The sequence below is a fragment of the Natronogracilivirga saccharolytica genome, from assembly GCF_017921895.1.
GTDB lineage: Bacteria > Bacteroidota > Rhodothermia > Balneolales > Natronogracilivirgulaceae > Natronogracilivirga > Natronogracilivirga saccharolytica.
The window spans coordinates 170,008-192,307 of sequence record NZ_JAFIDN010000008.1 but is presented as its reverse complement, the minus strand read 5'-3'; the positions used below and the strand labels follow the sequence as shown (position 1 = coordinate 192,307).

At 46.6% G+C, this 22,300-nt stretch carries 16 protein-coding genes and 1 riboswitch; of the genes, 8 read left to right on the top strand and 8 right to left on the bottom strand.

Features of this window, described 5'->3' with window-relative positions:
- Positions 1–133: 133 nt before the first annotated feature.
- Positions 134–694, bottom strand: a complete 561-nt coding sequence (locus tag NATSA_RS11100; RefSeq protein ID WP_210512617.1) for a sigma-70 family RNA polymerase sigma factor — start codon at positions 692–694, stop codon at positions 134–136.
- Positions 695–1,061: 367 nt separating this feature from the next.
- Here NATSA_RS11100 and NATSA_RS11095 point away from each other — a divergent pair, with 367 nt between their 5' ends.
- The 3 genes from NATSA_RS11095 to NATSA_RS11085 all read left to right on the top strand — a co-directional run bounded on the left by NATSA_RS11095 (position 1,062) and on the right by NATSA_RS11085 (position 4,825).
- Positions 1,062–1,250, top strand: a complete 189-nt coding sequence (locus NATSA_RS11095) for a hypothetical protein (RefSeq protein WP_210512615.1) — start codon at positions 1,062–1,064, stop codon at positions 1,248–1,250.
- 54 nt (positions 1,251–1,304) lie between these two features.
- Entirely contained in the window at positions 1,305–1,493 is a 189-nt protein-coding gene (locus NATSA_RS11090; protein WP_210512613.1) for a hypothetical protein, read from the top strand.
- A gap of 74 nt (positions 1,494–1,567) precedes the next feature.
- Positions 1,568–4,825, top strand: coding sequence for a CHAT domain-containing protein (locus NATSA_RS11085; protein WP_210512611.1), 3,258 nt, complete (start codon positions 1,568–1,570; stop codon positions 4,823–4,825).
- A gap of 85 nt (positions 4,826–4,910) precedes the next feature.
- Here NATSA_RS11085 and NATSA_RS11080 read toward each other — a convergent pair whose 3' ends face one another.
- The 3 genes from NATSA_RS11080 to NATSA_RS11070 form a co-directional block, all read right to left on the bottom strand.
- Positions 4,911–5,666: a hypothetical protein gene (locus tag NATSA_RS11080; protein ID WP_210512609.1), complete on the bottom strand. Its 756-nt coding sequence runs from the start codon at positions 5,664–5,666 to the stop codon at positions 4,911–4,913.
- Between the two features lie 33 nt (positions 5,667–5,699).
- The gene (locus NATSA_RS11075) at positions 5,700–6,308 is read right to left on the bottom strand and encodes a response regulator (RefSeq protein ID WP_210512607.1); all 609 of its coding nucleotides are present in this window, start codon (positions 6,306–6,308) and stop codon (positions 5,700–5,702) included.
- A gap of 90 nt (positions 6,309–6,398) precedes the next feature.
- Positions 6,399–7,421: a dipeptide epimerase gene (locus tag NATSA_RS11070; protein ID WP_210512605.1), complete on the bottom strand. Its 1,023-nt coding sequence runs from the start codon at positions 7,419–7,421 to the stop codon at positions 6,399–6,401.
- A gap of 218 nt (positions 7,422–7,639) precedes the next feature.
- On the opposite strand from NATSA_RS11070, the gene NATSA_RS11065 reads away from it, so the two are divergent.
- Positions 7,640–7,792: a hypothetical protein gene (locus tag NATSA_RS11065; protein ID WP_210512603.1), complete on the top strand. Its 153-nt coding sequence runs from the start codon at positions 7,640–7,642 to the stop codon at positions 7,790–7,792.
- Positions 7,793–7,853: 61 nt separating this feature from the next.
- Here the strand turns inward: NATSA_RS11065 and NATSA_RS11060 are convergent, their stop codons facing one another.
- From NATSA_RS11060 to NATSA_RS11045, 4 genes are all read right to left on the bottom strand, one after another.
- Complete coding sequence (locus tag NATSA_RS11060) at positions 7,854–11,513, bottom strand: vitamin B12-dependent ribonucleotide reductase (RefSeq protein ID WP_210512601.1); 3,660 nt, start codon at positions 11,511–11,513, stop codon at positions 7,854–7,856.
- A gap of 365 nt (positions 11,514–11,878) precedes the next feature.
- Positions 11,879–13,285, bottom strand: coding sequence for a DUF5074 domain-containing protein (locus tag NATSA_RS11055; protein ID WP_210512599.1), 1,407 nt, complete (start codon positions 13,283–13,285; stop codon positions 11,879–11,881).
- 24 nt (positions 13,286–13,309) lie between these two features.
- On the bottom strand, positions 13,310–15,169 hold the full coding sequence (locus NATSA_RS11050; RefSeq protein WP_210512597.1) for a TonB-dependent receptor plug domain-containing protein: 1,860 nt from the start codon (positions 15,167–15,169) through the stop codon (positions 13,310–13,312).
- Positions 15,170–15,429: 260 nt separating this feature from the next.
- Positions 15,430–15,626: riboswitch (cobalamin riboswitch) on the bottom strand.
- Between the two features lie 157 nt (positions 15,627–15,783).
- Positions 15,784–18,063 carry a TonB-dependent receptor gene (locus NATSA_RS11045; RefSeq protein WP_210512595.1) on the bottom strand — a complete coding sequence of 760 codons (2,280 nt, stop codon included), beginning with the start codon at positions 18,061–18,063 and terminating at the stop codon, positions 15,784–15,786.
- A gap of 239 nt (positions 18,064–18,302) precedes the next feature.
- On the opposite strand from NATSA_RS11045, the gene NATSA_RS11040 reads away from it, so the two are divergent.
- From NATSA_RS11040 to NATSA_RS11025, 4 genes are all read left to right on the top strand, one after another.
- On the top strand, positions 18,303–18,965 hold the full coding sequence (locus NATSA_RS11040; protein WP_210512593.1) for a metal-dependent transcriptional regulator: 663 nt from the start codon (positions 18,303–18,305) through the stop codon (positions 18,963–18,965).
- A gap of 101 nt (positions 18,966–19,066) precedes the next feature.
- On the top strand, positions 19,067–19,993 hold the full coding sequence (locus NATSA_RS11035; RefSeq protein ID WP_210512591.1) for a metal ABC transporter solute-binding protein, Zn/Mn family: 927 nt from the start codon (positions 19,067–19,069) through the stop codon (positions 19,991–19,993).
- Between the two features lie 71 nt (positions 19,994–20,064).
- Positions 20,065–20,859: a metal ABC transporter ATP-binding protein gene (locus tag NATSA_RS11030; protein WP_210512589.1), complete on the top strand. Its 795-nt coding sequence runs from the start codon at positions 20,065–20,067 to the stop codon at positions 20,857–20,859.
- A 5-nt stretch (positions 20,860–20,864) separates the two neighbouring features.
- A complete protein-coding gene (locus tag NATSA_RS11025; RefSeq protein ID WP_210512587.1) occupies positions 20,865–22,241 on the top strand; it encodes a metal ABC transporter permease in 1,377 nt (458 codons plus the stop codon).
- Positions 22,242–22,300 lie beyond the last annotated feature (59 nt).

The window sequence follows — 22,300 nt, the reverse complement described above, 5'->3', positions numbered from 1 at the left end:
GCAAGGATTTTAGGGCTTTTTTGTCGATTTTCCCGGTCCATTTATCTGCGCAAATGGATGGAATAAAATTTTTTTCGGTATTTTCCACCCAGGAAATTGAAAAAGAGTGTTAACTCACGGAATCAGGATGTAATTATCTTTCATTTTGGACGCAATGATGCAGTTCTTTCATGATCCTGGTCTTAAGTGTCCGGGTTTTTGCGTAGGAAAAACCGAACTTTTCACCCATTTCCATGAGATTGATGTTTTTTACAGAAAAAAAGTTCATTATAAACCGCTTATGGTCCGGGGCGAGTTTTTCCAAGCATATTTTCAGTTTTTTTTGCCGCTCTTCATCAATGAGGTTTTCCAGCTGAGAAGCAGGTTCGGGTATAACATCCTGTTTTTCAAGCAGATCAACATCTGCACGTTTTTCGCTCTTTACATACCTCAGGTATTCGTTCCGGGAAGCGGTTAACAGATATTTAAATACTGATTTGCGGTCAGTGATTTTGTCATTTCGAATAACTTCAAAAACATCTGAAAAAGCCTGATAGGCACATTCTTCAGCAATACTCTGAGGTGCTCCCATTCTCACTTTCAGATACAATATCACCTTTTTCATGAGATCAGAAGACAACATATTGGCGGTCTTTCTGTCATCACGAAGGACGGCTTCAATTAAATTCGAATAATCTGAAGATGATGCTGACAAAACTGTATTTTACAGCCTTATTGCTGTATCTGTTTTATTATGTAGCGTTTACTAAGTTTCTCTTCTATTTTGCTCCTCTATTACAGGCTAACAAAATAATAGATAACTGCATGCCAAAATAAGCCATTTTAGCTTTGCTACAATACCTTTGTTTTTATAATTAACACAAGTTCACTGAATTATTGGTGATAACTTCAGCGATGACAATGTTTTTGACTGTTAACACATTAGCATGTAAAATGTTATGTAACAAATGCAACGCATTGTACTCCTACATATATGAAGGTTAGAAATGTACTGGACAGGGTATTTAGACCCCTTATTAGTCATTTTGAATAACAACATCCCTTAAAACCATCACAGCATTATGAAATACTTCAGAAACCTTTCCCTTATCGCAACTTTCGCATTCGCACTGACCCTTTCGGCATGCTCCGGTATCACCGACGCCAACCATGAGGACGACCAGCTCCGATTCCAGGCCGAGGACATGCAGGACCAGCAAGTCAAGGAACAAGGTGAAGAAATGGAGATGGTCCGCATCAGACCCGAATAATTGCAACTACCCTTTTACTTAAATAACAACATCCCTTAAAACCATCACAGCATTATGAAATACTTCAGAAATCTCTCCCTTATCGCAACTTTCGCATTCGCACTGACCCTTTCGGCATGCTCCGGTATCACCGACGCCAACCATGAGGACGACCAGCTCCGATTCCAGGCCGAGGACATGAAGGACCAGCAAGTCAAGGAACAAGGTGAAGAAATGGAGATGGTCCGCATCAGACCCGAATAATTGCAATTGCTGATTTTTTTATATATTTATTTAGTCATAGCCTAATTTATATATAGCAATATATCAGCAATTCATTGGTTTACTTATTAATTATTTTAACTCTTCTCATTGCGCCATTACAAAGTAACGGCAATGACAGAGGTCTCTCTACTGAACAGAGAAATCTGGTTTCTGAACAGCTTGAAAGATATATTTTACATTATGATGATGCCAAAAGCCCTTCTGCATGGTTGATCTACCAATATATTGAAGACAATCGGGATCATATCCCCCTCATAGAAGAGTTGGCTTATAAACACCAGGAAACATCTTCTTTTTACAATATTATAGATTGCATAGAAAGTGATATGCAGAACTATGCTCTGAATTTTGTCAAGTGTGCCGATGACCCCTCTTTGCTATTATCATTTATGCATAAAAATAGTCTTCATGACACACTCTTAAGTATTTTATCTTCTCACTATTTAAATGAAAGAGAAAAGTTTCATTTATCTTATTTAAGTGGTGATACAGTTGACGCAAATTATCCTATTACTGAAAAGCCACATTTCCTTGATATCTATTATTTCGATAAAATAGTTGAGGATGATAACATTAATAACGAATTATTCGAAAAGTGGGTAACAAATATATTAAATAAATCCCCAGATGACTTCTATTATCCTGATAGAATAACAAGTTTTATTACAACTGTTTTTGCTCTTTATAATATTAACAAGGAGTCTGATATAATTGAAATTTCTGGTAGTTTAAACCAGATCGAACAAACTCCGATAATTCCTAAAATGCTGAGAACTTTAAGATTTATTTCCTTTTCAGCATATAGCAATGGATATTATCAGTTTGATATTAGTTTTAATAGAAACTTCATTATTCCAGTTACTACTTATTTCTCAAAAGAGGAAGAAGCAATAGCAAGACTAGATTTTGGTGTTAGCCTTTATCAATTAGGCAATATTCATGCTTCTCTTGAAGAACTTGAAGTTGCTTATCAATATTTGGAATATGTAGATGATCGCTTCAAGTCTGCCATACTTAATAATTTAGGAATTGTTTATTATTATACTGGATTATTTGAGGATTATATACAACTTATATTAGAAGCATTAGATTACGCAAAAATCACAAATAGTGAAGATTTAGTTATACGATACTTAAACAATCTACATGTTTACTATAAAAAATTGGAAAACTGGAATATTGCATATGAATACCTAAACCAGATATACAATAAATCGAAGATGTATGATAACAAAACAAACACAATTATAGCATATAGATCATTTGCTACATATTATAGAGATTATAAAGACGATTTTGAAAAATCGGTTTATTTTTTAGATAAAGCATATAACCTATCCAGCAAGTCAGAAAATCACCAGCTTCCTTTTACGATATTATCTGAAATAGTTGCAACCTACATACATTATAATAAATATGAAGATGCAATTTTTTACACTGATAAGCTCTATCAAAAAGCCCTATACTTTGACTATGAACGCTATTTACTTTACTCACATGTTAACTATGCAAATATTAAATATGCAAGAGAAGATTATAAATCAATGACTGCTCATATTGACAGCATGATCACTTATGATAAGCAAACCCTTAATATGGCTGGCAGAGCTCAATATACAATAGCCTTATCCAGAGGTAATATTGTCAGAAAAGAGCCTTCTGAAGCGTTTAATTCTTTGGAAATATTTGCTGATAAAATAATCTCACGAGTGAGACACAGTTCCGAACTACAATCTGGTCATTTAATACTCGTCGACGAGTTCAGGAATCTTTTTGAGTATTTGATAAAGAAACTCATCGAGCATAATAAATATGATAAAGCTCTTTACTGGATGGAAGAGGTTAAAAACCTCAGTTCTGCTTCCTTTTATAACAACCCTGCCCTGAAATCAACGATTCTTGATGAAAATGAACTTGTTCTTGATTTTGCACTGAGAAACCGTATTGAGCGATTACGTTCTGAACTCCGAACTGCCGATGAGGATCAGAGAGTCCAATTGAATAACAGCCTGCTGGAGGCCATATCACAACAAAACGCACTCAGAAGAAAAGTTCTTCAAAACATAGATCTTGAGCCTGCAAATCTGGAGCGAATACGCCGGAACCTTGGCTCCTCGGATGTCATACTTTATTTCAGCAAATTCAACAATTACCTTTTTGCTACAGCTATTTCATCCGGAACATTTGAAATGACCAAACTATCTTTCTCGCAAGATGATATTGCGCGGATTGATACTCTTGTGCACAGTTTGTCTTCGGATAAAGTCAAGCTGAGTGAACTGGCCTGGCTCAGGGAGAAAGTGATTGGAAAAATGAACATCCCGGATCGCTTTACCAATTATTATGTCGTTCCTGATGGGTTTCTGTATCACATCCCGTTTGAAATCTTTCCGGAGGGGGAAATTGCAGGGGACTACAGTTACGGAGAAGCAACATACCTGATTGAGCATGCATCGATATCATACATAAACTCTCTGAAGGACCTTGAAAGAAGTTTTGCACACACTCCGCGCAGAAATCATGATTATGATTTCCTCGGTTTCGGAATCTCCCATTTTAATGAATCACAAAGTCAGTTGATGCCCGGACGTGTTCTCCCACCTTTGCCTCTGGCAGAAAGAGAAGTTACCGATATTGCTTCCCTCCTGGATCAACTTTCACGTAATATTTATCATCTTTCTGAAGACGGTACTGAAAGAAATTTCAGGGAAAGAGCGGGAAAAAGCAGAATTCTACACCTGGCATCACACAGTGAAGTATTTGAAAACGATCCGCTATACTCCCTTATCTATTTAAATCCGGATATTCACACAGATAATAGTAATCCCGGAAGCAGCCAGATTTCTGAAGACGGACTTATTTATGCCTATGAGCTTTTTGATATGGATCTGTCCAATGAAATGATTATGCTCAACTCCTGTGAGTCCGGATCAGGTAATTACATCCAGGGCAGCGGCATTGTTGGTTTCAGCCGTGCTTTCAACTACGCAGGTGTTCAGAGTCTGGTAATGAACTTGTGGACCATCCGGGACCGTCCTGCATATGATATGTCTGTGTCTTTTTACTCCTACTTAAACGAAGGGTACAGCAAGAGTGAAGCCATGCAGAAGGCCAAGGTTGATTATATCAATCATGTTAACAGCAACCCCTCCTCCTGGGGATCTTTTGTTATCTATGGCAATGTCGACCCCATTATTCCATCCAACAGACCCTGGATCATAGCTTCTGCCATTCTGCTTTTCGGGATACTGTCACTTGTCCTGGCATGGCTGAGAGTTCCGGTCAGAATTAAATCTTACTTCCTGAGCTGATAAATAAAAAAGCGGACCCCAAACTATGCTGGAATCCGCTCTGATGTTTTGGATAACACTGCGTTTTTGAAAGTTCTGTGATTATCTAATCCATATATCGCTCGGCAAGTCTGCGATAGGCACCATTCAACTCATAGGTTTTCTTGATGTGCTGCTGAGCTTTTCCTTCCTCTTCCAGCTGCAGATAGGCATTGCCAAGAAACCAGTGCACTTTTTCCCTGGTCAATACATGCAGATCATAATCTTCATCCAGTATGCCATGGAAAACATCTTTGGCCGCCAAATAATCACCGCTGTTATAGTGAATTGAACCTTTGTTGATATGAAGTGAAATAATTTGTTCAGTGGTCAGTTCGTTCTCTTCCATTTCTTCCAGTTTCTGAAGAGCTTCATGGTATTTTTCCAGGGATGCAAGATTGATTGCTTCCTGAACTTTCCGGTCAAACTCTGCCGAAGGGATAGTTGATGAACGATAGGTATCCAGTTCGATTTCCTTCATTGGCTTAGGTTCAAATATATAGTCTGAACCAAAAAGATATACAACGGACAGTACTCCGGCAATTACAAGCAGCGTTGCGGCAACACGTCCCCACATCGCAGGTATTTTGTAGAATTCCGGCTTGCTTTTACGGGTATTCCTGCGGGCTGATGCTGCATCAGTGACTGCATTATCTTCTTCAGTAGCGATGGCTTCCAGATTTACTGAATTCTTCAGATAATCAAGATACTCGGGATATTCAATCAACTCTTCCCATAGCTTGTCTATCTGCTCATCCGACAACTCACCTCTGCGGTAAGCATCAATCCGGGCTTCAAGTAGATATTTTTCTTTATTGTTCACTTTCGTTTCCTGAATCTAAGTCGTTAAAAATGGTTACTGCCGGTTCATAACCTGATCAATAGTGTTAATCAGGTCTTTTTTCATGAATGGCTTAAGCAAAAAGGCATCCATTCCGACTTCCTTGCATTTATTACGGATATCAGTCCCTGCATTTGCGGTTGCTGCTATGACAGGAATATCACTGTAATTTGTCATTTCCTTGATTTTCCGGGTTGCTTCGATCCCGTCGGGACCGTCGCCAAGGTTGATATCCGTAATAATGAAATCGTATCGATTTTGGGATGTGTATCCGAATGCATCCTGAGCATCCACAGCGGGATCAAGGTCTACATAATTTTTCAAAAAAGCCCTGACCAGATAACGGATTTCGTCGTCATCTTCTATATGCAAAGCTTTGAATTTATGTACACCCTGGCTGTTTTTGGTTTCCGGCCATGACAGTGTATCTGATCTGCTATGTCCGTTATTCCCATTACTTCTTTGCAAGTCTACCAGCTTCAGGTTGGGTGAACGGAAGCCTGACCGATGAGCTGTAAATGACTCATGATCAAGCGCGTTTGATACCGGACTGATAGCTCTTGCGTTTTTCCTCGTAAATAACTCAACGCGGGAAGTAATTGTGATTGGTGGATACATTTCCATGATTTGGTACTCCTGAACTGAAAACTTGTTTTAGTTTGTCTACTAATAGGAGGAGCCAAATGATGGATTGTTACAAAAATAATTAATGCTTTATTCAAGCAACCCCAAACCGGGTATATTCCGCAGTCGGATGTATCCGTCAGGCAAAACCTCGAGTCCTTTTACCGGGTTTTCAGCTACCAGAAGATGCCCGTCCAGATCAGCATAATCAGCCCAGAGAGACACCAGAGCAGATGCTGTATCGGCAATGGCAGACTCAACCATGCACCCTGTCATAACCTGAAGTCCCAGTTTTCTTGCAGCATGAATGATTCTGAGCGAACTGCTGATCGCACCCGTTTTCATCAACTTTATATTTATTCCATGAAACTGTGCAGACAGTTCCACAAGTGACTCTCTTCCCGTTATGCTTTCATCTGCAACAAGCGGAATGGAAGATTTGAATTTCAGCTTCCGCATCTCCTTTTTGCATTCAGCCGGCATCGGTTGTTCAATGAGAAAGACATTCTTGTCCTCAAGAAACCGGATCATTTCAAGGGCTTTGTCAAATGTCTGCCATCCTTCATTTGCATCAACCAATACAGGTTTATCGGTATGCTCCCTGATCGCATCCATGATTTCCTTATCATCACTTGTACCCATTTTTACCTTAAGCAAGGGATATGGCCCGGCATCCTCCACTTTTTCCCGCATTTTCTCCGGCTTGTCGATACCAAAAGTAAAGGTGGTACGGGGACCTTTGCGGTCAGGAGCCTGCAGCAGTTTGTATAGCGGAATATTGAGCTTTTTGCCAATCCAGTCGTACAGAGCCATCTCAAGACCGGCTTTTGCGGCATATTCACCGGGTGCTGCTTTTTCCATTGCGGAGACCAGCTCAGATACGTCGAAAGGATTGTTCAGGGAAAATTCACCGAATTGGCTGAGGTACTGAATAGCAGACTCCTGAGTCTCTTCATATCTGTGATTGGGTGCGGCCTCACCTGTCCCGGTAACACCTTCTGCAGATATCCGGATCAAAACATTTCTTACTTCATCTCTCGAACCTCTGGATATGGTGAATGTCCTTTTTAAAGGCAGGTTAAACTCCTCCGCTGTCAAATTAAATGTTGTCATAACGATCTTTTGCATTACTAATATTGGTGCGTGACAATATAACGTATTGGGATGATTACCGGAAGTATCAGTTATTCAGCTGAATGCTGAGACAAACAAAATACCGGTTGCAAAAAAACCGCTTTTTCAGTATCATATAAGCAATAAAAGCGCTTACAATTATTATCACTATCACTGATTATTTTCAAAAGTATTCTAAATTTAAAGGAGGTATTGCCATGAATAAACTACATCATGAAGACAGAACCAGAATGTACGAGAGATTCCATGCATTTGAGAAGTATCACAATGGCTTGTATAACCGCTTGCACGAAGTAATCAGATCCTGGATTCGCCGTATATTCCCCTTTAAAAGAGATACCGCCTATTGATTCAGGCAGTACCCTCTCTCATACTGAGAGCAACGCTAAACGGGTTGTTCGGAAAACAAGTTCATGAACAACCCGTCGTTGACCCGCATGTAGTACACTTCAGACAGGTGCCGTTTCTGACCATCGTCAGACTTCCGCAATCAGGACACATATCGCCTGTAAAGCCCATCTCCTTTGCTCTGTTCATCTCCTCCGAGCGGTACGATCCGGATCGTTTTGTCCCTGTTTCAGATTCAGGACTCTTTCCGGCGACTACCTGCTTTTGTTCTGTTGCTTCTCCGGATACACTGGCATTGTCTTTCTTGCTCTCTGTTGCAGACTCAGTACCGCGGACGGTCCTTGCCGGCGCGCTCGTATCGTCAGCTTCTGCCTCATGCTCGGGTCGCAAACTGCGCTTCATGTGATCTTCCGGCTTGACATGGGCCAGATCTTCACGGTCCAGATAGGTTACTGCCAGCTCCCGGAATATGTAATCAATGACAGAAGTGGTCATTTTTATATGAGGATTCCCTATAACGTTGCCGCTGGGTTCAAACTTTGTAAAGACGAAGGCATCGACATACTCCTCCAGCGGCACACCGTGCTGCAGGCCAAGTGAGATGGCAATTGCAAAGCAGTTCATCAGACTGCGGAATGCCGCACCTTCCCTGTGCATATCAATGAAAATCTCACCAAGCTGGCCATTCTGATATTCGCCTGTCCTCAGGTAAACCGACTGTCCGCCGATTTTGCATTTCTGGGTATAGCCACTTCTTCGGTGAGGCAGCCTGTTACGTCCGGCCACATACTTGTGGATGATTTTTTCTGCTGTTTTTACTACCTCATCCTGGACAATCTCATCCTCTGAAGCCTCTTCGCCCTCTTCTTCCTCGATTTCATCCATGATATCTGCCATGGAATTCAGCGGCTGGCTCAGCTTGGATCCGTCCCTGTACAAGGCATTGGCCTTGAGCATCTTTTGCCAGGACTGGTAATATGCGTTTTGAATATCCTCAACGGTTGCCTCATTCGGCAGGTTGATCGTTTTGGAAATCGCTCCGGATATAAATGGCTGTGCTGCCGCCATCATGTTAATGTGACCGTTTGCGGTGATAAAGCGTGTGCCGGTCCTGCCGCACTTGTTGGCACAATCAAATACGGGAAGGTGTTCCTCTTTCAAGTGCGGTGCACCTTCCACTGTCATCGTACCGCAGACGTAGTCATTTGCCTGCTCGATTTCCTTTCTTGTAAATCCGAGATAACGCAGCAGATCAAAACCGGGATCAGAAAGCTGTTCATCACTGACACCCAGCACATCTTTACAGAATTTTTCACCAAGGGTCCAGTGGTTGAATGCAAATTTGATGTCGAAACTCGCAGGCAGGGCCTGTTCGACCGCATCAATTTTCTCCTGAGTAAACCCTGCTTCAGCCAGACGTTTATGGGTGACTGTCGGACATCCGTTCAGCGTGCCGGTCCCCTTGGCATAAAGGACAATTTCCTCTATCTGATTTTGCGAGTACCCCAATGATCGAAGCGCTCTCGGGACACTCTGATTAATGATCTTGAAATATCCGCCACCGGCAAGTTTTTTAAACTTCACCAGGGCAAAATCAGGCTCGATTCCGGTTGTATCGCAGTCCATAACCAAACCGATGGTTCCGGTCGGTGCGATTACAGTGACCTGGGCATTGCGGTAACCGAATTTCTCCCCGAGCTCAACAGCACGGTCCGCATCCTGGCGTGCTGCATTGAGCAGATATGCCGGACAATACTCTTCATCAATGCCTGTCGGTTTAATAGTCAGGCCTTCATATTCTGATTCGCCGGCATTCCATACTGCGCGCCTGTGATTGCGCATCACGCGCATCATGTGTCCGCTGTTTTTCTTAAACCCTGGAAACGCACCAAGTTCCGAAGCCATTTCAGCACTGGTTGCATACGAAGTCATGTGCATTATAGCGGTCAGCGCTCCGCAAACGGCCATGGCTTCGCGGCTGTCGTATGGAATACCATTGACCATCAGAAGCGAACCGATGTTTGCATATCCCAGACCGAGCGTACGAAACTTATAGGAGAGCTCGGCAATCCTGCGTGACGGGAACTGCGCCATGAGCACAGATATCTCAAGAACAATGGTCCAGAGGCGAGTGGCATACCGGTAATCATCTACCCGGAACTTCGCCTCTCCCTCGTCCTGAAACTTCATAAGATTCAGTGAAGCCAGATTGCAGGCTGTATCGTCCAGAAACATGTATTCCGAGCAGGGGTTGCTGGCCTTGATCGGTCCATCTTCCGGGCAAGTGTGCCATTCGTTGATGGTATCGTGGTACTGCGTACCGGGATCTGCACAGGACCAGGCGGCATATGCAATCTGATCCCACAAGTCGCGTGACCGGATGGTTTTCATCGGCTGCGGATCACGCCCTTCTTCTGAAGCCCTGCGTCTTTCAACACGGCCGTAAAGATTCCAGTCGCCCCCCTGCTGCAGGCTGTCCATGAAAGAATTGGGGATGCGGATGGAGTTGTTGGAATTCTGACCACTGACGGAGTTGTATGCTTCCGAGTTCCAGTCGTTATTATAGGTTTCAAACGCAATGTCCTTATACCCTTGTCCTGCAAGTTGTATTACCCGTTCGATATAATTGGCCGGAACCTGATCCCGCCTTGCCTCTTTGATGGCTTCTCTGAGCAGTTTGTTTTTCTTGGGATCCCTGCTGATTTTTCCATTGTATTCCCTGCCATCTTGTTTAACCGGCTGATGACAAAACCGGATAATGGTGCGGAGGTGCTTTTCGCATATTTTGGATCCGGCAACGATGGATGCCACTTTCTGTTCTTCCCTGACTTTCCAGTCGATGTATTCTTCGATATCCGGATGGTCCAGATCCAGTGTGACCATCTTGGCGGCACGCCGTGTTGTGCCTCCGGATTTTATAGCGCCGGCAGCGCGGTCGCCAATCTTCAGAAAGCTCATAAGACCGGATGATTTCCCGCCGCCGCTGAGCGCCTCACTGTCGCCGCGTATATCCGAAAAGTTGGTTCCCGTGCCGGAGCCGTATTTGAACAGCCGCGCTTCTCTGGTCCAGAGGTCCATGATACCGCCTTCATTAACCAGGTCATCGTTGACACTTTGGATAAAGCAGGCATGAGGCTGAGGCCGGGTATAGGCATCTTTTGATTTATGGACTTTGCCGGTTTTCGGATCAACGTAAAAATGTCCCTGTGCGGGTCCGTTGATTCCATAAGCCCAGTGCAGGCCGGTATTGAACCACTGCGGGCTGTTTGGTGCCGCCATCTGTTGGGCCAGCATGTAACGAAGCTCATTGAAAAAATTGCGCGCATCCTCTTCAGCATCGAAATAGTCGTGCTTCCATCCCCAGTAGGTCCACGCTCCGGCCATCCGGTCAAATACCTGACGGGCATCTGTTTCGCATCCGTATCTCTTATCAGGATCCAGCTTTTTCAGTCCTGTTGTATCCGCCTCTGACCGCTGAAGCCATTCAGGCACCCCCTTTTCATTGACCTTTTTCAACATGGCCGGCACTCCGGCCTTGCGAAAATATTTCTGGGCTATGATATCGGTTGCAACCTGCGACCAGTTTGAAGGCACTTTCACATCTTCAAGCAGAAATACCAGAGATCCATCCGGATTCCGGATTTCTGACTTCCGGGATTCAAATGTTATTTCCTTATAGGGGTCGTTCTGATATGTTCTTGTGAAATGAGATGTGATTTGCATCTGTATAAGATTTAGGATTTAGAAGGACGGATGAACCGAAGGTCACGAAGTGAAAAACCATGACAGTTTAAACTTGCACATCTGATTCTGAACTTGTGCTCTGTCATGGTTATTTCATGCTGTATACTTGTGTATGTGTAATTTGAACCCGGCTGCAGGACTGTGTGGATAAACAGCACCGGCAGCATACCCGGAACCACTCTTGTGCCATTAAAGATAATCCTCATAAGACAACAAAAAAGAGTTACTTTCCCACATCTTTTCAACAGCAACAGGATTTTCCTGCTCATGACCGTAAAACAGCATGTGCAAAATACACATGTGGATAAATTGTGGATTATGTGGATAACTTTTTTTACAGTGCCTTATTTTACATGAAGCATGCGTCCGGACCGCTTCACTTCGCCGGCAGTCAGACGGTAAAGAAACACGCCGCTTGAGACACCGGACGCATCCCATTGCACCTGATGCTCGCCGCTTTGGAGCTTTTTATTGACCAGAACTGCCACGCTTCTGCCAAGTATGTCAAAAACTTCGAGTTTGGCTACGGCTGACTCGGGCAGAAAAAAGCGGATGGTTGTCGATGAGTTAAACGGATTGGGATAATTTTGCTCCAGGGTGACTTTATCCACAATTTCCCGTTCAGATTCTGAGCGGGTAGCTTTTCCGTCCCGGAAGGCCATACTTTTCGGACCGATACCGGCCTGAAAACTGTCAACCGGCGAACCCTGATCGTCATACCTGATAACCTTTCCGGAAGAGGAGAAATCGGGGGCTGTCGTAACATATAACTGAAACCGGTCATCTCCCCCGGCCGCCACATCAAAAGCATGCAGACTGCGCTCCAGAAATGGCTCCTCGTTCAGCGCTGGTGATACCACATCTACTTTTTGCAGTCCGTCCAGATGAAGCAGGCCAAAGTTCTCATCCGGGAAGGTGAGCTTTCCGGGATGCCCGCCGGTCTCTAACCGATCCGTTACCTCAAGGCTAACGGGATCGATAATCACAATTTCCCCGAAGGTCTCATATTCCGGATCAAATTCCTGGTTTTCATCAAATCCGAAATTGCCGGTGCCCACAGACCAGATCATACCGTCAGGCGACCGGGTTATATGCACGGGATTATCACCCACTTCAAGTGTTTTTACCAGTTCGTGATTTTGAATGTCAATCACCGCAACTTCATTGCCCAGGCCGAGTCCGCTCAATGCTACAAAAGCATATCCTTCAGCAACCACAATGCCTTCCGGGCCGGGACCTGCATCAATCTGTCCGGTTTCCTCCATCAGATCAAGATCAATAATGGACACGTTGTCCCCGTATAGATTGGTGACATACGCTTTCCGATCACCGATGCCGGCTATCTGTCTGGGACTGCCATCATGCTCCCCGGTATCGATGTTAATCGTACCCAGGCTCTGATATGTTTCAGGGTCGACCACCTCGATTTTCTGGCTGTTATTGACCACTATGTACAGTTTGTCGTCAATGATGGCGGCATGATTTCCTACGTCCCCGAGAGGGCGGTCATTTTCATTGAAAAATACATTGTTGACTGCCTGACCTGTTTCCGGCTCATAGACGGTCAGCGAAGCATTGCCCTGTCCGAATGCTCCTTCATTGAGAACAAAAACACGCTCCGGCTGAGCTTCAGCATTACCAGGAGCCCATACATATGCAAGCAATATGATCAGCAAAAGCATGCCACGGCAAAAAGCCCCGTTCTTTCGCCAAGAATAAAAGTTTGAAGTGGCAGTATTCAGATATTTCATAGATAAGTTCCTCATTTCTGTTGTTTATTTGAATGAAAAAGCAATGGAAAACCGGTAATGTCTTGGCGGAACCGGGTACCCCAGGATGAACTGATGCCGGCTGTCGCCCAGGTTTTTTACTTCAAAGCCGAGATCAATGGCAGCTGCCCCCGCGGGAATCCCGGTCCCGGCGGCGAAGTCCATGCTGGTAAATGATTCCAATGGATCAAAAATCCCCGAATGATCGGAAGTGGTATACCGCTTTGCCACGTGCTGCACGGCAAAACGCATCCACAATGAAGACCTGAATTCTGTCCGTATCCATCCCTTGTGAACCCAGTCCGGCACGTACATCATCTGTTTGCCGGCACTTTGGTCGCCCTCAAACCGCTCCTCTTCAATGGTCGCACGAGTGAATGACACAAGGTATTGCGCATCCAGCCTGATTCCGGAATGTGAAACCGTTGTGCCAGCCTGGCCTTCCAGCCCCCGGGAACGCATCCTGTCAATATTTTCCGGAACGGCAAACCCGTCCTGCCCGGGAAGCCATCGGATGCCGTTGTCAAAATCATGATGAAAACCGGTAATTCCGAAGCTCATTGAAGCCCCGTCCTGACCGGAATCAGGTTCTCTTGTCTGACCGGACACTCCTGCTTCAAAGGTGTACACCTTTTCAGGCTCAAGATCAGGGTTGCCGCCGGGTTGCCAGTACAGATCATTATATCCGGGGAAATTCCGGTTTCGGGATATCATACCCCGGAACGAAACGGAATCGCCAAAGGGACGTAAAGTCAGCCCCAGCGCGGGATTTGCCGCATATTCGAACTCCGTGTGGTACTCCCACTCCAGGGATGGATGCAGACTCAGCCAGCTGATGTGAGCCCATTCGTGATTCAGGCGGCCGGATAGCGAATGGTGTGTTTTATCCGTGTCGTAGTTGTCACTATTAACTGTCTGATTCGCCCATTGCAATGATCCCCACGTTTCATGCCCGGGCGCCCAGACATGGCGAACAGCAGGCCTTAATAAAAAAAGGCTGGTTTCGCTGGCATCCGTACGTCCTGTACGACGGGGAGTGTAATCCAGATCATAACGATAAAATGCTGTCAGAGCGGTAAGTTGTGTCCGGTCGAAACCATCGTAGCCGGACTGGAAAATCCATCGGGCGGAACGGTCATCCTGGCGGGCCGGTGCCGGGCCGGTAGTTGGTCCCGGAAGTTCGTTGCTGATATCATCCACCCAGACAAGGGACCTGAAATGCCAGTCGCCTGTCTGGTACGCTCCCCTGGCCAGCATATAGCCGGCTGATCTGGCATTGTTTTCTCTTGTTGAGCGTTCATTGCGGACGGGATCGTCATAGGTAAAGTCAAAATCGCCGCTGTGCAAAAACGCCCTGACCTCACCTTCAAACTTTCCATCCGAATAGGCGGCACCGGCCCCCGTTTGTGCAACACCGAATGAACCCCTTGAATGTGAGAGGAAAAAACGATCCGGACTGCTTTTGGTACGCAGCGATACCGTGCCGCTGATGCCTCCTGATCCGGACATGGATGCCGGATTTCCGGATGACGCAGAAATACCGTCCAGCATGCCTGCCGGGATCATAGACATGTCAAATACGCCGAGCATGGGGTGATTAAGCGGCATATCTTCCCACATGACACGCGTCTGGGAGGGTGTGAATCCGCGCTGGGATACAAGGGACATGTTGCCGGCTCCATAATCCCGTGTCACGGCGTGCGTATGTGCATTAATCAGCTCAGATGCCGAAGTGTGGGGATGTTTCTGCAGCTCGCGTGGGTCTACATTCCGGATCTGTACCGGCTGATGATGATCAGGCCGCTCAATTCGTGATCCGAGAACACGAATTTCCTCCAGTACCAGAGTGTCTGCCCGTGTGAACACCTCATCAGCCGGAGCTGCAGTTGAATGCGGCCGATTATCCCCCTCATGCAAAAAAACCGGGTTTACAGCCGTCGAAATATATTGGGTTTCACATGTTTTGTTTAGGGATAAGGTTTTTCCGGCTGCAACTGAGGTACCCGGATAGTATGCGATTAGTAACCAGGCAATCAGTATAAGCGGAGTAAACCGCCGGTACCATCCCGGAAGATCATTATTGAACATGGAATTTCAGGTCATCCGCATACTTTTAGTCCCGAAAGTGCGGAATTCGATATCAGGCAGGTCTCCTGGCTCGATCTCTGGGCTGAAAAGGCCTTCCCGTTTCTGCTATGAGAAACAGTGGCTCAGGCGGGGTTCACACCCATTGAAGATCTTACAGTTGCGGGTACAGCTCCCGAATTTCACGGGATTCCCTTTTCACTTCCACGATGGAAGAACCGGATACGATTAATGCCCATGATAGAAACTCAGCGCACCATATGCAATCTGAAAAAAAATCCATCCGGTTTGCCATGTGTCTTCCCGGATGGATATTACGAATTTAATGACCGCCTCTAATATGACATCTTTGCTGATGTCCTTTTGTTAAACAGACAGATGCATATAACCTGTTGTCAGAATACAAGCCGGTATGAGAGCCGGACATTTCTTCCCATCATGGGAATATCACGTTGCTCAATCCGGGACAGATGATCCCGCCATGTTACGTCAAATGCATTTTCCATTCCGGCGGATATCTGATGTATGTAGTCATTTCCGAAGCGTACCCCTGCATTTGCTTCAAACAAGGTGTAGCCGTCCGTTGCTTCCTCTTCCGGTGCAACCCGTGACTGCTCAAATGCATGGCGTACGGTCGCACGAATCCACCATGGACCACTGTCATATTCTGTTTTACCGGTAACCCGCAGAGGAGGCATGAATGGCAAGGGCTGATTATCACCGGTAGCTCTTTCTGTGCCGCGGGTATAGTCAGCCTGTCCCGTGATGCTGAGCCTGTCGGTCACATTGTGTTTCACAGAAGCCTCAAAGCCGAGAATATCTGCATCGGTTCCCTCATACCGCAGCACCGGCAGATCCCTGGGTTCATACCTGTCTCCTGTCGGTGTCCGGGTTATGTAATTGCTGATGCGATTTCCGAACACAGCGGCATGAAGCTGCCAGTTACCTGCTTCATAGTCCAGGAAAAAATCCAGCCCGTATCCGATTTCATTGCCGAGTCCGGGATCACCTATTTCATAGGCACCGGCTGCCAGGTGCGGTGCATCGGAAAAAAGTTCTTCAACTGACGGAGTACGGTGAGCTCTGGAGAACTGGAGCCCTGCGTTTATATTTCGGATCAGTGGGCCGCTGATGCCTGCAGCTCCGGCCCAAACGCCCCTGGAGCGGATCTCATCGGCATCGTGAAAGTCAGCATTGGCCAGAGATTCGGTCCGGTTCCATTCTACACGCACACCGCCCTGCAGCCGCCAGTTGTCATAAAGCCGAAATTCTTCGACAAGATATCCGCCGAGCGTTAACACACGTGCATTCGGCGTAAGTGCTTCATCACCACCAACGGTCACATCTCTGTACTCGACCGTTGCACCTGCCGTCCCTTCCGTAAGCAAACCGGCCTGACCATGCTGCGCCAGAATGTCAGCCTGAAAGTAGTGCTGATCGACTCCCAGCTCCAGATCCCGGTCAACTTGTTCCCTGTCTTCAAACTCCAGCCCGATCTCTTCATGTGTGTAGATACTGTAGACCGTCCGCAGCTCAATACCATCCCAGATATCATGATCCAGGCTTCTGTTGTACCTGCCCTGTAAAGCCAGCCGCTGCATGGTCAGGTAAACCTGTTCATCCTGGTCAAAGGGGTCCTCCGGAATGCCATATTCCTGATCTGTGTAGGATACGGCAAATCCGCCAAAATGGTTCGCGCTTCGTCTTGCCATTCCGGCGCCTATATCAAGGGATTCAAGATAGGTGTCGGGTATCTTGCCTGAAGGTGTATTAATATCACCGCTATTGCGCAAGCTGGAGCGAAATGTGAATGCATTTTTTTCTGATCCGTAATTTAATCTTACCCTGCCGGCGAGTGACTCCATGCCGGTTTGTCCTTCGCTACCGATGTGTCCTGACAGTCCAGGGGACCACTGCTGCGGGATATCAGCAATCCGGAGATTAACGACACCACCCATGGCGCTGGAACCGTAGATGAGACTGGCCGGACCTCTGACAATATCCACCTGATCGATGTTTTGCGGATCTGTTGCTACGGCATGATCGTGAGCTGTTGAAGAGATGTCTCCCATCTTCATACCATTCTGCAGCACCTGAATGCGCTCACCATCCATACCTCTGATAACAGGCCTTGCCGGGGCCTGTCCAAGAGACCTCATGGCAACGCCGGATTCGCCATCAAGCAATACGCCAAGAGAGGTCGTATTGCGCTGCTGGATCTCCTCTGCGTCAAAACTGCTGGCCGGCTGATATCGGGTCACTCTGTCGAACATTCTTGCTGTTACCAGTAGTTCGTCCGATATCACCACATCATCTTCAAGTTCAATGGCTATGATTTCACCGGACTGCTCCGGAAGAGAGACGGACACTTCTTTGCCGGCAAAGCCAACAAATCGAACCACCAGTGTCCATTCGCCGTCCGGGATATCCTCCACCCTGAACCTGCCTTCAGCATCGCTTACCGCACCTCTTTCAGTCTCTGAGATCAAAATATTGGCTCCGGGCAGCGGTTCCTCTTCTGTATCTGTAATGACGCCTTCAATTACATTTTTAGCCGAGACACCTAACGGAAATATCATGAGAAATATCAGCATCATCAGGCTGTTGCGGCCTGATATTGTAAAATGTCCTGGAAATTCATTCAAAATGGTCCATGTAACTAATTTCTTATTCATGTTCATACAACCGTTATTTACAGGTGTAATTCCCAACCTGACTGCAAATGAAAGTATGTTTCATTTTTATTAATGTAAATATTTATTTAGCCTCGACTAAATATAAAGACGACAAAGCAGTTTTCAAAAAAAGAAAAGTCGTGTTTTTTCGCCTTTTTATAGCATCGTCTTAATCAGAAGTTGCGTTTATTTTTAGCTTTAACTAAATTATAATACGGTTCAAAAAAAACATAATCAAAATGGCAAAAGAGAAACCGAGGCTTAGTGAGTCCCAGGAGGATTATCTCAAGGAAATATTCAAGCTCAGAGAGCTGAATAAAAAAGTAACCATGCAGGATCTTTCCCGCAGACTTGATGTGCGCCCGGCCTCTGTGACGGGAATGATCAAGCGGCTGGTCGAAATGGGACTCGTACTGCACGAACCGTACAAAGGAGTACGACTGACCGAAGTCGGCGAGGCTACCGCACTGGAAGTACTTCGTCATCACAGATTGCTTGAGCTGTATCTGGCCGATCACCTCAATTACTCATGGGATGAAATCCATGATGAAGCTGAGCGGCTTGAGCATGTTATCAGTGAAAAGTTCGAAGCGGCAATTTCCGAATTGATGGGACATCCGACCCACGACCCTCATGGAGATCCCATCCCCTCAGCGGATCTTCAAATACCCGATTCGCCGGAGCTGCGGCCGGCAAATACGCTTAAAAAAAATACCGCTGCAACTATCCGGCGCGTAATGACTCAGGACAAGGATATTCTAAATATGCTTTCACGTCTTGAACTCACACCGGAACAGGCAATCGAAATTACCGAAACCGACCAGGCCGGCGTCCGGATTAAAGTAAATGAAAGCCAGTTCTTTCTTCCCCATTCGATCGCCCGGTTTTTGTGGGTGGAATAAACACCATTAATCACAGCTTAATACGAGTATCCAATCAGTTACATATGCCCGGACAGACACTTAGATTCTTAAACATAAAAAAGATAACTCCGGATTTGAAAATGGTCCTTCTTCTGTTTTTTGCAGGTCTTTTTCTCTTTTCCGGATGCAACCGGGAAGAGGGCGAGTCATCCGCAGACGACCGTCCGTTTGTCGTTACTACCACCAATTTGATCATGGATGCTGTTGAAAACGTCGGAGGTGATCAGATACGCACCGCAAGCATCATGGGCCCCGGAGTGGACCCGCATGTATACCGGGCCACGCCACGAGATTTCCGCAATATGGAAAATGCCGACCTCGTGTTGTATAACGGATTGTATCTCGAAGGAAGACTTTCCGAAATTCTGGATCAGAAAGGGGACAAATCGCGGCCAGTAGCTGAGTCCATTCCATCCGGCAAACGCATTTCGGCCACTGAATTCGGCGGTGCCTATGATCCCCATATCTGGTTTGATGCTTCCTTGTGGCAGCTGGTTATTGATGATGTAGCCGATGCGCTCTCAGAGCTTGATCCTGAGAACTCAGATACCTTTGCCAGACGGGCAGAGCAATACAAACAGGAGCTTGACGAGCTTCACATGTATGCTCTTCAACGTATTCAAAGCATACCGGAACAGCGCCGTATTCTCATTACTGCACACGATGCTTTCCAGTACTTCAGTAAAGCTTATGGAATAGAAGTCCGCGGGCTGCAGGGACTCAGCACGGCAACCGAGTTTGGAATTCAGGACGTTTCCCGAATGGTATCACTGATTATTGAACGGGAAATACCTGCCATCTTCGTAGAATCAAGCGTCAGTACCCGTTCCATCGAATCCGTCATTGCGGGTGTACGCGAACGGGGTTACCAGGTCCGGATGGGCGGGTCACTTTACTCCGATTCCATGGGCGCCCGGGGAACACCTGAAGGAACCTACTCCGGAATGTTCCGTCACAACGTCGAAACCATTGTACAGGCGCTGACTGGCGATCTTGAACCCGCCTGACAGCATCCGGACTGTATGCACAGTCTGTTTTCCAATTATTGATTTGCTGAATATGCCATTATTTCACCGACATGACTGACAAAAACAAAAAAAATCCACCGGTTGAAGTTCATGACCTGACCGTCGCCTATGATCAGAAACCGGTACTGTGGGATATTGACTTTGAGCTTCCTGAAGGAAAAATTACGGCGGTCATTGGCCCCAACGGCGCCGGCAAATCCACGCTGATCAAAGCGATGATGGGGCTCATCCCCTCCTCTTCCGGATACACACTGATTTACGGCAAACCGCTGGACAAACAGCGCAAAAACGTCGCTTATGTCCCCCAGCGCGAATCTGTGGACTGGAACTTCCCGATTAATGTGATGGATGTTGTGCTTATGGGCAGATATCCTCATCTCAGGCTTTTTCAGCGACCATCCCGCCGTGACCGGGAGCTTGCGGTCGAAGCACTTCAGGAAGTGGGCATGCAGGATTACCGTAACCGGCAGATTTCTCAACTTTCCGGAGGACAGCAGCAGCGGGTGTTCCTGGCGCGCGCCCTGTCCCAGGACGCATCCATTTATTTGATGGATGAGCCCCTGGCCGGTGTGGATGCTGCTACCGAAGATGTAATCTTTGACAAGCTCCGGGATCTCCGCGCACAAAACAAAACCGTCGTGGTTGTGCATCATGACCTGCAAAGTGTACCTGAAAACTTTGACTGGGCGATGCTGCTGAATCTCCGCATGGTTGCACTCGGACCGGTGGACAGCACATTCACCGACGAAAACCTTCAAAAAACATATGGCGGCCGCCTGAACATACTCAGCCAGATGGTTGAGCAGAGCCGGCAGCAGCGATTTCTACGCGAGCAAGAGGATTGAGCCGTATGGATGTTTTCTTTGAATTCTTTTCGCTACAGGATCCCAACATCCGGTTTGTACTTGCCGGAACCATTCTGCTGGGCATCTCGGCAGGAGCGCTCGGATGTTTTGCCATCCTGCGAAGGCGGGCCCTTGTCGGAGATGCCGTTGCACACGCCGTACTGCCCGGAGTCTGCCTTGCATTTATTGTTGCCGGCGGAAAAGATCCGTTCATGCTGATTCTGGGATCCTTCGTATTCGGACTGCTCAGCATGGTGACTATGGATTTCATCACGCGCAACAGCCGGATTGCTCCGGATGCCTCCATCGGAATGGTGCTGTCCGTGTTTTTCGGGTTTGGCGTTGTACTTTTGACGTTTATCCAGTCCACCGGCTATGTCGATCAAAGCGGGCTTGACGATTTTATGTTCGGGCAGGCTGCAGCCATGGTCGGAACCGATGTGAAAGTTTTCGGTGGACTCAGTCTGCTTATTCTGGTTCTGGTTGTGCTGGCATACAAGGAGTTCAAACTGGTCAGTTTTGACATGTCGTATGCCCGAAGCATCGGATATCCTGTCAAGCGAATGGAGTTTCTGCTGGCATTGCTGATGGTCATGACCATTACGGCCGGCATACAGGCCGTAGGCGTCGTACTGATGGCATCGATGCTGATTATTCCCGCTGCTGCAGCCCGCTACTGGACCGACTCTCTTGGTATCATGCTCGTACTGGCCGCGGGCGTCGGCGCCTTTTCCGGCGTGACCGGTTCCTTTATCAGCTACACGGCTCCGGCCATGCCGACCGGCCCGTGGATGGTTGTCAGTGCCGCTCTCGTTTTCTTCATTTCCTTTCTTCTGGCTCCGCGGCGGGGTGAAATTGCCCGCCATATTCAACGGAAGCGGCTCTCCTTTAAAGTGGCCTGCGAAAATATCCTCAAGACGCTGTATTCCATGGAAGAAGAAGACGGAAAACAGGAAAGAGCACGCAGTTTTGACGAGCTCCGGAAACGGCGGTACATGTCACCCCGGAAGTTGAAATCCGTGCTTTCATCACTGAAAAAAAGAAAACTGATCGAGGCATACACCGGAGTTCATGAAGGCTTTGTCCTTACTTATGACGGGCGGCGCGAAGCCCGCAGACTTGTCCGGGTACACCGGCTCTGGGAAAAATACCTCACTGATCACCTGCATATTGCCGATGATCATGTTCATGACGATGCCGAATCGATGGAACACCTGATAACATCCGAAATTGAGCAGGAGCTGCAAAAGTCCCTCGGATCACCTGAATCGGATCCCCACAGAAGCACTATTCCGTACGATGTTAATGACAGTCATTCCGCCAAAGATTCCGGAGCGTCGCAGGAATCAGAAAACAACGGCAGAAAACACAGAAAAAAATAACATATGGCAGTCTCTATCACCTTTTACTCACTGTATCTCCTGAACGCCTAAACTGAAAA